We start from the raw sequence: 14397 nt of genomic DNA on the forward strand, positions 1-14397 counted from the left end.
GTAACAAAATCATGGCAAAAGAATACAGCCGTACCCAACGTATCGGCGATCAGATGCAGCGCGAGCTGGCCCAGCTGATCCGTCGTGAAGTCAAGGATCCACGCGTGGGTCTGGTCACCATTACCGCAGTGGAAGTCAGCCGTGACGTCGGTCACGCGAAGATTTTCATCACCGTGATGGGGCAGGACAACGCTGAAGACATCGCACAAAGCATCAAGGTGCTCAATTCCGCCGCAGGTTTCCTGCGCATGCAATTGGCCCGTGAAATGAAGCTGCGCAGCGTGCCGCAACTGCACTTCCACTACGACGAGTCCGTCGTGCGTGGCGCGCACCTGTCGGCGCTGATCGAGCGTGCGGTGGCTGAAGACAATCAGCATCCGGTCGTTGCTGAACCTGAAGACACCAAGGAGTAACTCGGTGGCTCAGGTCAAACGTATCCGTCGTAACGTCAGCGGCATCATCCTGCTCGACAAGCCGTTGGGATTCACGTCCAACGCCGCGTTGCAGAAGGTTCGCTGGTTGCTCAACGCCGAGAAGGCCGGTCACACCGGCAGCCTCGACCCTCTGGCCACGGGCGTCTTGCCGTTGTGCTTTGGCGAAGCGACCAAGTTCTCGCAGTACCTGCTCGATTCCGACAAGGCTTATGAAACCCTCGCGCAATTGGGTAAGACCACCACCACGGCCGATGCCGAAGGTGAGGTTTTGCAGGAGCGCCCGGTGACCGTTGGTCGCGCCGATGTCGAAGCGGCATTGCCGAAATTTCGTGGGCAAATCAGTCAGATACCGCCGATGTACTCGGCGCTAAAGCGTGATGGCCAGCCGCTCTACAAGTTGGCTCGTGCAGGCGAAGTAGTGGAGCGTGAACCGCGTTCTGTTACTATTGCGCGCTTGGAATTACTGGCCTTCGAAGGCGATACTGCACGACTTGCGGTGGATTGCAGCAAAGGCACCTATATTCGCACCCTCGTGGAGGATATCGGTGAGCAACTCGGTTGTGGTGCGTACGTCGCGGAATTGCGCCGTACCCAGGCCGGGCCTTTCACCCTGGCGCAGACCGTGACCCTCGAAGAGCTTGAAGCGGTACATGCCGAGGGCGGCAACGAAGCGGTGGATCGCTTCCTGATGCCATCGGACAGCGGCCTGCAGGATTGGCCGTTGCTGCACTTCTCGGAAGCGAGTGCGTTCTACTGGCTCAACGGCCAGCCGGTGCGTGCCCCGGATGCTCCGAAGTTCGGCATGGTGCGGGTACAGGATCACAATGGTCGCTTCATCGGTATCGGTGAAGTGAGCGAAGACGGGCGCATTGCGCCACGTCGACTGATTCGGTCGGAATGACCGAAACCGGTCTGTGTCAAAGCAGGCTGGCGAGGGTGGCTGTTAACAGGCACGGTCACTACTCATTTATAGATACAGGGATTTGTCCCTGGCCTGTTGAAGCTGTTTCTTTGAAACAGTTTCCTGATAAAAGGATTGCCTCATGGCTCTCGACGTTCAAGAAAAAGCTCAAATCGTTGCTGACTACCAGCAAGCTGTTGGTGACACTGGTTCGCCAGAAGTGCAAGTTGCACTGCTGACCCACAACATCAACAAGCTGCAAGGTCACTTCAAGGCCAACGGTAAAGATCACCACTCCCGTCGTGGTCTGATCCGCATGGTAAACCAGCGTCGCAAGCTGCTGGACTACCTGAAAGGCAAGGATCTGGGTCGTTATCAGACTCTGATCGGTCGCCTGGGTCTGCGTCGCTAATCAGCGATTGCGCTATGAGGTTGGTTGTCTGTCGGACGTCAGCGGTTTACCGCCGGCGTCTTGCAGGCTCCCAGCCTCAAGTTTTATCTGGATACACGTTTTACCCTGGACAGGCGTTGGGCCGATTCCCGACATTGCCCAAGAATTCGCAAGAAACCAGTTCCCCCAAGAGCCACAAAGAAGGTAGGACACCGTGAACCCGGTAATCAAAAAATTCCAGTTCGGTCAATCGACCGTTACCCTCGAGACTGGCCGTATCGCCCGTCAGGCCTCCGGCGCAGTATTGGTCACCGTTGACGACGACGTCAGCGTGTTGGTGACTGTAGTCGGTGCAAAACAAGCTGATCCAGGCAAGGGCTTCTTCCCTCTGTCGGTTCACTACCAGGAAAAGACTTACGCTGCCGGTAAGATCCCTGGCGGTTTCTTCAAGCGTGAAGGCCGTCCTTCCGAAAAAGAAACCCTGACTTCCCGACTGATCGACCGTCCGATCCGTCCGCTGTTCCCTGAAGGTTTCATGAACGAAGTGCAGGTTGTCTGCACCGTCGTTTCCACCAGCAAGAAGACCGATCCGGACATCGCAGCGATGATCGGTACCTCGGCTGCCCTGGCTATCTCGGGTATCCCGTTCGACGGCCCGATCGGCGCCGCTCGCGTTGCCTTCCACGAAAGCACCGGCTACCTGCTGAACCCGACTTACGAGCAGCAAGCGGCTTCGAGCCTGGACATGGTCGTTGCCGGTACTTCCGACGCCGTACTGATGGTTGAATCGGAAGCCAAAGAGCTGACCGAAGACCAGATGCTGGGCGCGGTACTGTTTGCTCACGACGAATTCCAGGTTGTGATCAACGCCGTTAAAGAACTGGCCGCTGAAGCTGCCAAGCCAACCTGGACCTGGGCTCCTGCGCCAGAAGCCACCGAACTGCTGGGCGCTATCCGTGCCGAGTTCGGCGAAGCGATCTCCCAGGCTTACACCATCACCGTCAAGGCCGACCGTTATGCGCGTCTGGGCGAGCTGAAGGATCAAGTCGTTGCCAAGCTGTCCGGTGAAGAAGGTCAGCCTTCGTCCAGCGAAGTCAAAGCCGCTTTCGGCGAAATCGAATACCGCACCGTTCGCGAAAACATCGTCAATGGCAAGCCACGTATCGACGGTCGCGACACCAAAACCGTACGTCCGCTGAACATCGAAGTCGGCGTTCTGCCGAAGACTCACGGTTCGGCGCTGTTCACTCGTGGTGAAACCCAGGCGCTGGTCGTTGCAACACTGGGCACCGCCCGTGACGCACAACTGCTGGACACCCTGGAAGGCGAGAAAAAAGACCCGTTCATGCTGCACTACAACTTCCCTCCGTTCTCGGTGGGCGAGTGTGGTCGCATGGGTGGTGCTGGTCGTCGTGAAATCGGTCACGGCCGTCTGGCCCGTCGTTCGGTTTCGGCCATGCTGCCAGCCGCTGACGTGTTCCCGTACACCATCCGTGTGGTTTCGGAAATCACCGAATCCAACGGTTCGAGCTCGATGGCTTCCGTTTGCGGCGCTTCCCTGGCCCTGATGGACGCTGGTGTGCCGATGAAGGCGCCGGTTGCCGGTATCGCCATGGGTCTGGTCAAGGAAGGCGAGAAGTTCGCAGTTCTGACCGACATCCTCGGTGACGAAGACCACCTGGGCGACATGGACTTCAAAGTAGCCGGTACCGCCAAAGGCGTTACTGCGCTGCAGATGGACATCAAGATCAAAGGCATCACCGAAGAAATCATGGAGATCGCTCTGGGCCAAGCCTTGGAAGCGCGCCTGAACATCCTCGGTCAGATGAACCAGATCATCGGCCAGTCGCGTACCGAACTGTCGGCCAACGCTCCGACCATGATCGCGATGAAAATCGACACCGACAAGATCCGTGATGTTATCGGTAAAGGTGGCGCGACCATCCGTGCGATCTGCGAAGAAACCAAGGCTTCGATCGACATCGAAGACGACGGTTCGATCAAGATCTTCGGCGAAACCAAGGAAGCTGCTGAAGCTGCACGTCAGCGCGTTCTGGGTATCACCGCTGAAGCCGAGATCGGCAAGATCTATGTGGGTAAAGTTGAGCGCATCGTCGACTTCGGCGCATTCGTCAACATCCTGCCGGGCAAGGACGGTCTGGTGCATATCTCGATGCTGAGCGACGCTCGCGTAGAGAAAGTGACCGACATCCTGAAAGAAGGCCAGGAAGTGGAAGTGCTGGTACTGGACGTGGACAACCGCGGCCGTATCAAGCTGTCCATCAAAGACGTGGCTGCTGCCAAGGCTTCGGGCGTTTAATCACCCCAAAGCGTTAGCGCAATAAAAATGCCCCGCCGTGAAAACGGCGGGGCATTTTTTTGTCTGCGAAATATCGGGACATTCTGTGAAGTTGCCGGACTTCAAGACCGGTGCTAGGTTTAGCCCACCGCCCGTGTAGCTCAGCCGGTAGAGCAGCGCACTCGTAACGCGTAGGTTACGTGCTAGTTTTCCTTTATGCGTAAAAAAATATCTAGATAAATCAATCTCTTGTCTTGAGGTAGGGTTGCGCATTTTTCAGTTTTTCTGCGTTGCCGATCTCTCGATTAGCACTTACGTGCTTCTGCTCATTTTCTCCTCTCTTGATTTAGAACCGTGCAGTCGAAGCGCTAGACGCGCAAAGCTTATGCTGACCGGTAGCCGGCCGCTTCTTGTTTTGCTCCCTCAATTGAGGGAGAATAACCGGAAGTCAGCTCCTAGAGGGATACGCGTATGCAGGCTTGTCAGATATTCAATGATCTTGAAGACGTTGCCTATCGCCTTGGGCAGCTGAGGATGACTCCGGAGGCCGTTCGCGAGGCGGTCTATCAGGGCCATTTGCATCGTGTAAGGTTGACTCCAAATCACCCTACTATCTTCCCTGGAATGGAAATGTGGGGGTGGATTGTTGGTTCTCTTCGAGACCAGCTGCGGGCACTTGGGTGGGCTGCCCATGAAAAAGCTAACTACCCTGTTACGGTTCACCCGGACCTTAAGCTCGCTATTGCTGTGGCGTCTGCGGACGCTGGTGTGGGCAATCCATTTTGCATTCCAACTAACCGCTCCAAAAAAGGGAAGAATACGGTTGATGCTATTGAGCAGAACTGTCAGCTCGACATGTTCGCCGATCTGATACCTGAGCCTACTAGTTTCGCTGAGTATGATGGTTACGAAACCTGGATTTTGCTCCATTACACTGATCATGCGAACAATGAGATTCGGCTAGAGCTTTCACGGCCATCAGGCATTGATCAGAGCGGCAAGATCAATGCTTGGTCTGAGCGCATTCTCCTTGGCACTATCGATTTAGATGACGATTTTGCTGCGATTACTTCCGATAGCGGCCCCGACATAGATATCGACATTCGTCGTAAGAACGCATGATTTTATATGTTTAACTCATTACGATTCGCGCTTGCCAGAAGACGGCGTGGAATGAAAAAGAGGGAGCTGGCGACATTGATCGGGGTTACCGAGCGCTCCGTATCTGGGTATGAAAGCGGTACGCAAGAGCCTGAGTTAGGGACTCTCAGTAAGATTGCTGGTGCACTTCGATTTCCCGAAGCCTTTTTCTTTGGGGATGATCCTGAGGTTCCGACTCCGGATGTTGCTAGCTTTCGTTCACTTTCGAAGATGACTGCATCCCTCAGAGACAGTGCCCTAGGAGCTGGCGCAATAGCATTGCTGCTGAATGATTGGCTTGAGTCTCGCTTTGATCTTCCTGTCGCTGACGTTCCGGATTTGGGGAGTGAGCGTGATTCGTTCGCATCCAACGGCCAGTTTGAGGCTTTAAGCAACTTTCCCATGAGCCAAGGGCCAGAAGTCGTAGCGGAGATGCTACGCGCCCACTGGGGGCTCGGTGAGCACCCTATAAAAAATATGATTCTGCTCTTGGAGTCAAAAGGGATTCGAGTCTATTCGTTAGCTATCGATGCAAAAGAAGTGGATGCTTTTTCCATGTGGAGTGGAGGGCGTCCGTTTATGTTTCTCAACACATTCAAATCAGCCGAGCGCTGCCGTTTTGATGCCGCGCATGAACTGGGTCACCTCGTAATGCATCAGCACGGGCACCCTCAGGGGCCAGATCTTGAGCGAGAGGCAAATGCTTTTGCTTCGGCTTTTCTGATGCCGAGAGCCAGTATTTTGGCCATGGCCCCACGCTCGGTCACTCTTAATAGTCTTATAAAATTCAAGAAGATATGGGCGGTCTCTGTCGCGGCGTTGAACTATAGACTGCATAGTTTAGGGCTTGCTACAGATTGGACCTATAGGACTTTATGCATCCAGATTGCGCAAGAGGGGTATCGAGTTAACGAGCCCGCTCCTATCAATCATGAGCGTTCTGTCGTTTTGGAAAAGATATTTGCTGCCCTTCGAGCAGAAGGTCTCACGAAGTCTGATGTTGCAGATCAGTTAGCTATATCCCCTGATGAGATCAACGAACTGACATTTGGTCTCATGCTCAATGTCCTAAGGGGGAAAGGAGAGGAAAATTCAGGTGGTAAGACTTCTTCACCCGCTAAACTACGCTTGGTTAAGGGGTGATGAGGCAGCCCTTAAGTTTGATCCGATGCTCCATGAGTAACGTCGAGTCGTTAGACACTATGGCTCAGCAATAATTGTTGATGGGCCATAGTCGTAGTTTGGTTGGCGGGGCAAGCGTCTTTTAAAGTTTTCGGTGTGGTAATTACTGAGCTGTTCCTAAATTACAGACAGGCTTGCCATTCTCTGTGATCACAGACGATCCATATTGTTCACGGGCCTTAGAAGGCGACGCCGAGCCTGGCTCATGCAGATCATCTAAACATGGCCCCCTCTGAACAAAAGCCGACGAAGGGGCCCTGCTATTTTAGACCCGAATAAGAGTCGCTCGGGCGGTTTTTGGCAATAGGAGAACAGTCTCTTCTTACTTAAGGTTATACCTAAGCTCCCGCTTCAAGAATGCCTCGTCACCACCCTCTAGAACCCGACGGACCGCTTTATTGGTTGCCACTGCCTCCAAGCTGCCTGAAGTGTATTTCAGCACTCCATTTACGTTCTCCGCAACGACCACTTGTTCGGCGTCCGCGTTGACTACTAGGTTTGCGTTATGTGTCACGAGAATGACCTGTCGAAACTGTTTTATGCCGCGAAAAATCTCGACCAGTTCCTCTATGATGAACTCATTATCGAGGTCGTCTTCTGGCTGATCAAAAATCAACGGCTGAGTAAACGCTTGGGTCGCGAGTTTCAAGCATAAGTAGACAGTTCCCTTCTGCCCAACCGACAGACGTTCGAGAGGACGACCTCCATACGAAATCACAGGTTCAACACGGAGAAATGCTGACCGCTGAGCAACGTTGTAAAACAGGTATGCAAGGTTGCCCGAAATATAGCCGTCTTCCTCAATAGGATGGAGACGTTGCTGCATAAAATTAAAGAACGAAGTCGCGTCAGTGATCGGAAAGACCTCCCGAATTCTATCCTCGGTGGAAAATTCGGCAGTGGCACGAAACGATCTTAAATTCAGGACTTCCTTTAGCTTCGCGAGGAACAACGCCTGATCGAAAATAATACGGCCTTCAAGGGTGATCTGCCGGTCTGATAGAATTCTCTTCATCAGATCTTTCTGTTCCAGGGTCCAATCAGGGTGGCCTTGCTGTACAGCCTTCCATCTAGCTTCAATTGCATCTTTCTGACGGATTATCTCTCCCTCAATCAACGCAGGTATTGTCGCTCTTTTAAGGATTGCCTCGTCGAGTTCCCTTTGTTTCTCTTGGATCGCTGCGAGCTTAGACCTCAAAGCCTCGATGGTACTTCGGTAAGATTCCGCATTCTGTAGCAACCCAGAAAGATCTCCGGTGTAAACCAGTGCAAAATCAGCGCGAATTCTCTCATTGTCTTCTTCGCACGCCTTAATCTCTGTCGTTGCCTGTTCTCTTAGCAGACGAATAACGTCCAATTGCGCGGTGATTTCAAGCAGCGGAATACTCGGATCGATGGTGGTCGCCTTCGGATCAAATCCCGTTTTGAACGTTTCCAGCTCCTCTTTCAACAGAGCGAGACGTCGTATCTTTTCTTGGGCTCCCGATACCTTCGACACATTGGCCGTGAAACGCTCAAGCTTTTCTTTATTTGTTTCAGTCGTAATCGAATCAAGCAGGCTCTGGTTTCTGGAGATTTGAGATTCAATGCTTATCCGATCATAAATTACCTCACCTTTTTCGTCCGTCTGTTTGAACCATTCCTTATGTTTTTCCACTACAGACAGGATTTCGTGGGACTTGGCATCCACCTCACTGTCAAACGACAGACCCTGAATGCCGAGCATCTGCTTGATCTCTTCTCCGACAGTTCCCATCGTCACCTTCGTCTTTACCTCATTCTGTGAGATATAGACAAAGGGAAGCTCAGCGCCTTCTTTTGCATGATGCGTCGCCGTGCTGGTGAGATCTTTGTTGAAAACGACGGAGAAGTGCTCACTTAAAACATACGGCGAGGTTTTGGTGGCTGAGCCGAATGCCTTACCCAGATAGTCCACCAAACAACTCTTACCTGTACCACGCCCACCAATCAGACAGACAAGATCACTATTCATGGCAAGCTCAGGCTCGACGCCAAAACGAGGGTTTTCATACAGCGGATTATCGGGAAATGGTGAAAGCTCCTGAGCGATTGAAACCGAACTCACAAAGGGCTTTATGTAGCTTTCAGCTGGATTCGATTCTTGCACTCGCACCCGAGCGGTCGGTTCAAAGATGATCTGCCGAAGGCCGTCAAAAGTTGGATCAGCCTTGATCCATGTCTTCTTGAGTTTCGTTTCAGCACGCCACGTCTTGAAAGATGCAATAGAATGTCCGTCACTACCTGAGACGCAAGGCTTCGGTCGGCCTCCGATGGTTGCCACGAAATTATCAATGAACGTTTCATTCGCCGGTGTCTTTCGGCAGGCGAACAAGTCTATGTTTTCTTGATCACGTTCCTCAACAATGTCCACCAGCTGCATGAAATAGATATCTTCAGACGGCTGAACCTTCCAATCAATCTTTTCCATCCCGCCGTAACAGTCATAGGGAACCATAACCAGGCGGAGATCTTCGGGAATGGTTTTCAGTGCAGCTTCGAACGACGCCTTGGTTATCTCAGCCGTTTCCGCCCCGATGCGCGCAAGCGCAACTGGATCGTCCAAGTAGCCGTCTTTGGCACCGTGCTTCTTCGCTTTTACCGCATCCAACCGGCGAGCATACTCAATCAGAGCCTCGTCCGAGAGTGGGCGGTCTATTAGCCGAAGACGGAGTTGGCCCTTGAAATCATTTAGCTGCTGGTCTGTCAGTTTATCAGAGCAAAGAACATGAATATTTAGGCGATGTTTCGTTGCTGATTCGATTCGAAGCTCAATCGCTGGAAAGACTGTTTTGTGTATTACTTCACCAGCCTTATGCGCCTTGCGAAGCTCAAGATAGCCGTCGAAAGTCCAGTAGTCGTTGATGGCATATACTGCTACATCGCTTTCATTGATATTGGAAACGATTTTAGTAATTGCAGCAGCTTTTTCTTCCGGCGACATACTTGAAAAACTTCCCCCTTTATAGCTGTAGGAGGCAGGGGTATGGATGTGGAGATCCCATAGTCGCCATTCTGATCCTTTTGGAAAGGTGCGCACTCTTCGACTTCCTCGTCTTTGATTTTTTAGCACCTCGCAGGTGCTGGGTTCTCATGCCGGTACTGGCATCCTGAAGCTTGGTTATATACCTGCATGCTAGCTCTAATAGCCTGGTACTCAGCATACCTGAGCAGCGTCTTTAGTTGGGGCTTCTGAAAGGGTTTGCGAACACCTTGCGGCTAGGGGTGAGCCTACCGGCGGCGATTGCTCTCCGGCTGAGCACCGGGCTGTCGCAACAGGTGTTGCTGCGGGGTGGATTGATGGTTTTTCGTGTGCCTGTGAGTTCGTCGCTCCTCAGCTATCTGATCGCGTCCTATGCCAAGGAAGAAGGAGTGTCGCTGGATGTAGTCTTTTGTTACATGTCAAACGACATAGGGCGATTGATAGGTACGGCGCTCTCCAGATGTGTTTATCAGGTTTATGGGGTGGGTGTGATTGCGGATATCGAGCGCTTTCGTTGTGCTCGCTGTATTAACTTCTATTGCGTTACCGGGACATGCTGAGGTGTTTTAATCCCTCCAAAAAGGCGTCTTGGCATCGCACACTATGTAAGAATGTCATTGGTCCCAAAGAAGGATGCCACTTTCATGGCGAAGCTGCCGATCCCAGCAAAGCGTTTCGACGAAGGCTTGACGGAAATTCAACGCATTATTCGACGCTACGATCCGCTCAGCTTATTGGGCGCGGCGTTGAGGTATCTATACGCTCCTACCAAGGATCGCTTTGAGCAGGCATCCAAGCAGCCATGGTTGATCATGTTGTTTATAAAATGGACTTTTCTGGACCCATTAGTAAATAGCCCATTGAGGCGTCCCTCTATCTCTCAGAATGAAATTCTTGAGTTGCTACAAAAGGTCCTTGACCTAACGGAAACCGGTAGCCTGCCCGATGAGTACGAAGACGTGCGGCTTTTTTTCCGGGCGGTGGCCTACCAGCAGTTTTTTCATCAGACAGAGAGCGGCTTGGTTGATATTGCTCGTCAGGAGCTTTTGTTCGCAAAAGTCCCGGAAAATCATTACTTCAAAACTCGATTCCTGAAGGGCACCGGTGTTTCTATACAGGACTTTCTGCGTCTTTCTTTTGCGATTCTTGCTAGTACGAAGAGAAGCGGCCCTGTGCTTCAGCGAGAAACTCTTTTTGGCCTCTGTCCCGCATTTACGCCGATGGCCGTAGACGCCTATCTACGTACCATTTCTGTCGAAGTTGGCGATTTGCATCGCACCTTAGAAGAGGTAGACAAGGACGGACGCCATCCGAACGAGTATTTGGAGCAAACGCCCTTCCTAAAACACCCACTCATCAAGGTTCGCTCCGAATATTGGTGTGTGTCCCCTCATGTTCTTGAGCGATCCTTGGGACACTTCATCTACGACTACCTCAAGCGAGCGGACGTCGAAGGGTTCAATAACGCTTTCGGTAAGTCGTTTGAAAAGTATGTAGGTGATTGGTTGAGCAAGTCAGGGTTGCCGACAGCCAATGAGAGCGAATTGAATCTGATCCTCCCGGGTCAAGGGAAAGTCGTCGATTTCTTTGTGGCTGATGGTGATTCGAATGTGCTGATCGATGCGAAAGGTGTGGAAATGGCGCAGCGGGGTAGGGTTGCGTTTCAACGGGGGGATGTTCGTCGAGCGACACAAACGTCCTTGATTAAAGCTTTCGAACAAGGGCATGAGGTTGCTGCTCGAATCGCTTCGTTGGGCGGTGATCATCCCGTGATTCGTCAGCGTCCCACTACCTACCTGCTCGCTGTTACATACAAAGAGCTGTACATCGGGAACGGAGTCACTTTCGCAGCCGTTGTAGGAGATGCAGTGCTCGAAAAAATACGATCCAAGTATGCTGAGCAATATTTGATCCCCGTCGAGAATATTTACTTCCTCACGATTCATGAATTTGAAGAGCTGATGTGTCTGGTAGCAAGCGAAAAAATTGGTTTAGTAGAAGCCCTGGAGAAGGCTAAACAAGCTGATTCTGAGCGGATGACCCAAAAATTCAATTTCGAGCTTCATATCAATGAGTGGTCGAAGCAACTGGGCAGAGAGCAACCGTTACGAGAGATCCTCAAATCGATGGTGGATGAAATGCGCGTTGCATTTCCTGCTCAGCCTGAGACTGCTCCGCAAAAATAGACCTGGAAGCAGCTCTGAAGCTGATCGTCTTTTTGAACTCCACCAGCTTGCCAATGCGGCGGATAATGTTCCTCGTATCCTTCCAGCAGATAAGCCGCCCTAGGGCTGCTCTATGGTTCCCGCATATGGATAGCCGCACCCCCCAGAAACCGTATGAAATGCTGGTCCTTGCTATCGATAAGCGGAGAAGGAAACGCAAGATACGAAAGATTGACACGCATGTACCTCTGCGTTCGGAGGGGCGAGATACCGATCACTGTGAGATTTATTCCATAGTCGGCATGCTCAATACACTTCCCCCTAACGAGTTGAATTATCCCGTCCAGGTGGTTCACCGTGATCGTCCAGACTTTCTCCTGATAATGGCGACTCATCAGGTCGGAGTCGAAGTGACCGAGGCAGTTTCAGAAAATACCGCCAGCATGGACAAATTGCGGGAGTCGGAACCAGACCTGACTGATTCGAAAGATGATGAGGCGCAATTCTTTTTCTCCCGGAAGGCCGTCCTGGGTGAAGAGAAAATCTATCCAGCAGTTCTCAGGGACATGATTCGAGCCAATAATCCCGGCGGCGGTTGGGTTGGTAACGGTGCGAAGGAATGGGCGGAAGCGTTGGCTCACGTTGTAACGAGCAAAGTGGAGAAGGCCAACAAGCCCGGCTTCAATAGCTTCACGCAGAACTGGCTGCTGATCTACGATAATTGGGATGAGCCTGCTCGTAGGCGAGATCTCGCTGACGAATACCTCCTCCATATGTTGCGTGAGAAAAGCACTTTCCAAACGTTTGACCGAGTGCTTGTTTTGGATGGTCGCGAGTTGGCCAGCTTCACCGTGGAGGGAGCCGCGAGACGGAAAATCCCGCGTCACACCTTCTGATGCTTGCTCGATTGTTGCTTTCTGTCTATGTCACGATGACCTAGGCTTTCCTTTTACAGAAAAAGCCCCACAGCCTTTCGAAGGCATTTTCGCCAGCTGTGCCCCCTCAATTGTCATTTGCGCGGTGGTTGATGCCGCGTTGCGAAGAGGGTACTCAGCTCAATTTTTTTGCGCCAATACACTGACGGCGGATATAGACCTAAAGGCATGGCGCGACCGAACGTCGTAGTGGCACACTGTCGTCATGTCGCAGGATCGCTTGGAGGGGATATGGAAATATGGGAAGCGGACAAACTGGTACTTTTTATTGCTTTTGTGATACCTGGCTTCATAAGCATAAAATGTTATCAGTTGTTCTATCCGGGTGTGCAGCGAAATGCATCTGATCAACTTATTGATGCAGTGGCATATAGCTGTATAAATTATGCATTGCTTCTCTGGCCTATTATGGCTATTGAACATAGCGTCCTTCGTACAGTGCATCCGATGTTGTACTGCATGTTCTACGTCCTAGTTCTATTCGTGGCCCCGATTTTCTGGGTGGTGCTGTGGAAATGGATGCGAACTTGGAATATTTTTCAGAAAAACGCACCTCACCCTGTGGCGAAATCTTGGGATTTTGTTTTTCAGCAGCGGAAACAGTATTGGATTATCGTCCATTTCAAAAGCGGCGAAAAAATCGGCGGTAGATACGGGACTAAGTCTTTTGCATCAAGCGCACCGGCTGTTGAACAGATTTACCTGGAAGAAGAATGGTTGGTCGAAAACGGAGTTTTACAGCGAGCGGTCAAGGAGAGCGCAGGGGTTCTCATTGGGGCAACCGAGATATCTCACATCGAGTTTCTGAACTATAACGCCTAGGAATAAGAAATGAGCAAAGATAATGATCGACCTGTTTTTGTAAATAACGGCTATCAACCAGAGCGGCTGGAGAAGGGCTATCAACCTGTCGAAAGTGTTCCTATCAGCCGCCCTGAACCTGGGGCTGGTTACCAACCTACTAGCCATGGTGATAGCCCGACGAACGTACCCTCTCCGCCGAAGGAGCGTTGATATGTATAAGACCAGCATAAGCTAAATATGATGGACGAGAACCCACCCTCAGAGAGCGCAGGCGTCGAGGCAATAACAGACGGGGTCTCCAGCATCGTGCAGCGGAAGCCGCGTGAGGCACTACTGCCAGGTAACCGGGAGGTTATCACGGATCTTTACGTCAGCAGGAATGTCGAGAACGAGCCTAAGGACTATGCGTTCAAGGTGTACGTCAGACTAAACGCCAAAAAACAGACGCTTAGAAAAGTCTCCTTCCAACACAGCGTCTTCGACGCTTGCTACTTCAATAACTGTAATTTCGATTCCTGCGACTTTACCGGCTGCCGGTTCGTTGGCTGTAATTTCCATCAGTCTGCATTCTCTGGATGCAAGTTTGAGTATGCGGTCTTCGAGCGTTGCCAAATCGACGATGACATCCTTGAGCGAGAGGCGCCGCGCGAGGAAAACCTGAAGATGCGGTTTGCAAGATCGCTTCGAATGAATTTTCAGCAAATCGGTGATGCCAAAGCTGTCAATCGGGCGATTTCACACGAGTTGGAGGCTACATCGAGTTATCTGAAAAAATCTTGGTCATCAAGGGAGACATATTACCGAGATAAGTATCCGGGCTGGAAGAAGGTGCCACAGTTCATCAAATGGCTTGAATTCAGGGCGCTGGATGCAATCTGGGGCAATGGCGAGAATACGCTTAAGCTCCTGCGGGCAATCGTAGCGGTTCATCTGCTAATAGCGTTTTACGATACTTATCAATTCGGTAACCCTTGGGATCTAACGGCCTATCTCACAAGCCTCGCGGCCTCTCCTGGAGTGTTCTTCGGCATCGCCACCCCGCACCCTTATCCTATCTGGTTCTCGTCAATTATCGCTGGTACGCGTCTTGTTGGATTCGCCTTTCTCACAGCAATCCTTGTAAAACGTTTCGGGCGGAGATGAAT

12 protein-coding genes and 1 pseudogene are annotated in these 14397 nt (G+C 51.7%); 12 read left to right on the forward strand and 1 reads right to left on the reverse strand.

The features are described 5' to 3' along the window. Positions 1-11: 11 nt before the first annotated feature. The 6 genes from rbfA (at position 12) to QOM10_RS04150 (ending at position 6308) form a co-directional block, all read left to right on the forward strand. Positions 12-413, forward strand: a complete 402-nt coding sequence (gene rbfA, locus QOM10_RS04125) for a 30S ribosome-binding factor RbfA (protein WP_016986495.1) — start codon at positions 12-14, stop codon at positions 411-413. 4 nt (positions 414-417) lie between these two features. After that, complete coding sequence (gene truB, locus QOM10_RS04130) at positions 418-1335, forward strand: tRNA pseudouridine(55) synthase TruB (protein WP_008088346.1); 918 nt, start codon at positions 418-420, stop codon at positions 1333-1335. Positions 1336-1477: 142 nt separating this feature from the next. Further along, positions 1478-1747: a 30S ribosomal protein S15 gene (gene rpsO, locus QOM10_RS04135; protein WP_003177875.1), complete on the forward strand. Its 270-nt coding sequence runs from the start codon at positions 1478-1480 to the stop codon at positions 1745-1747. 193 nt (positions 1748-1940) lie between these two features. Then, entirely contained in the window at positions 1941-4046 is a 2106-nt protein-coding gene (gene pnp, locus QOM10_RS04140) for a polyribonucleotide nucleotidyltransferase (protein WP_007915263.1), read from the forward strand. Positions 4047-4496: 450 nt separating this feature from the next. Next, positions 4497-5147: a hypothetical protein gene (locus tag QOM10_RS04145; RefSeq protein WP_316917645.1), complete on the forward strand. Its 651-nt coding sequence runs from the start codon at positions 4497-4499 to the stop codon at positions 5145-5147. A gap of 6 nt (positions 5148-5153) precedes the next feature. Beyond that, the gene (locus QOM10_RS04150) at positions 5154-6308 is read left to right on the forward strand and encodes an XRE family transcriptional regulator (RefSeq protein ID WP_316917646.1); all 1155 of its coding nucleotides are present in this window, start codon (positions 5154-5156) and stop codon (positions 6306-6308) included. 361 nt (positions 6309-6669) lie between these two features. Here QOM10_RS04150 and QOM10_RS04155 read toward each other — a convergent pair whose 3' ends face one another. Then, entirely contained in the window at positions 6670-9405 is a 2736-nt protein-coding gene (locus tag QOM10_RS04155; RefSeq protein WP_316917647.1) for a TrlF family AAA-like ATPase, read from the reverse strand. Between the two features lie 191 nt (positions 9406-9596). On the opposite strand from QOM10_RS04155, the pseudogene QOM10_RS04160 reads away from it, so the two are divergent. The 6 genes and pseudogenes from QOM10_RS04160 to QOM10_RS04185 form a co-directional block, all read left to right on the forward strand. Beyond that, positions 9597-9918, forward strand: a pseudogene (locus QOM10_RS04160) (MFS transporter); the annotation flags it as partial. 74 nt (positions 9919-9992) lie between these two features. Next, positions 9993-11534: a hypothetical protein gene (locus QOM10_RS04165; RefSeq protein WP_316917648.1), complete on the forward strand. Its 1542-nt coding sequence runs from the start codon at positions 9993-9995 to the stop codon at positions 11532-11534. Positions 11535-11659: 125 nt separating this feature from the next. Then, positions 11660-12409, forward strand: a complete 750-nt coding sequence (locus tag QOM10_RS04170) for a hypothetical protein (RefSeq protein WP_316917649.1) — start codon at positions 11660-11662, stop codon at positions 12407-12409. 207 nt (positions 12410-12616) lie between these two features. Beyond that, a complete protein-coding gene (locus tag QOM10_RS04175; RefSeq protein ID WP_316917650.1) occupies positions 12617-13270 on the forward strand; it encodes a DUF6338 family protein in 654 nt (217 codons plus the stop codon). A 9-nt stretch (positions 13271-13279) separates the two neighbouring features. Beyond that, complete coding sequence (locus tag QOM10_RS04180) at positions 13280-13462, forward strand: hypothetical protein (protein ID WP_316917652.1); 183 nt, start codon at positions 13280-13282, stop codon at positions 13460-13462. Positions 13463-13489: 27 nt separating this feature from the next. Continuing rightward, positions 13490-14395, forward strand: coding sequence for a pentapeptide repeat-containing protein (locus QOM10_RS04185; RefSeq protein WP_316917653.1), 906 nt, complete (start codon positions 13490-13492; stop codon positions 14393-14395). Positions 14396-14397 lie beyond the last annotated feature (2 nt).

It is taken from the genome of Pseudomonas sp. P108, from assembly GCF_032613195.1.
GTDB lineage: Bacteria > Pseudomonadota > Gammaproteobacteria > Pseudomonadales > Pseudomonadaceae > Aquipseudomonas.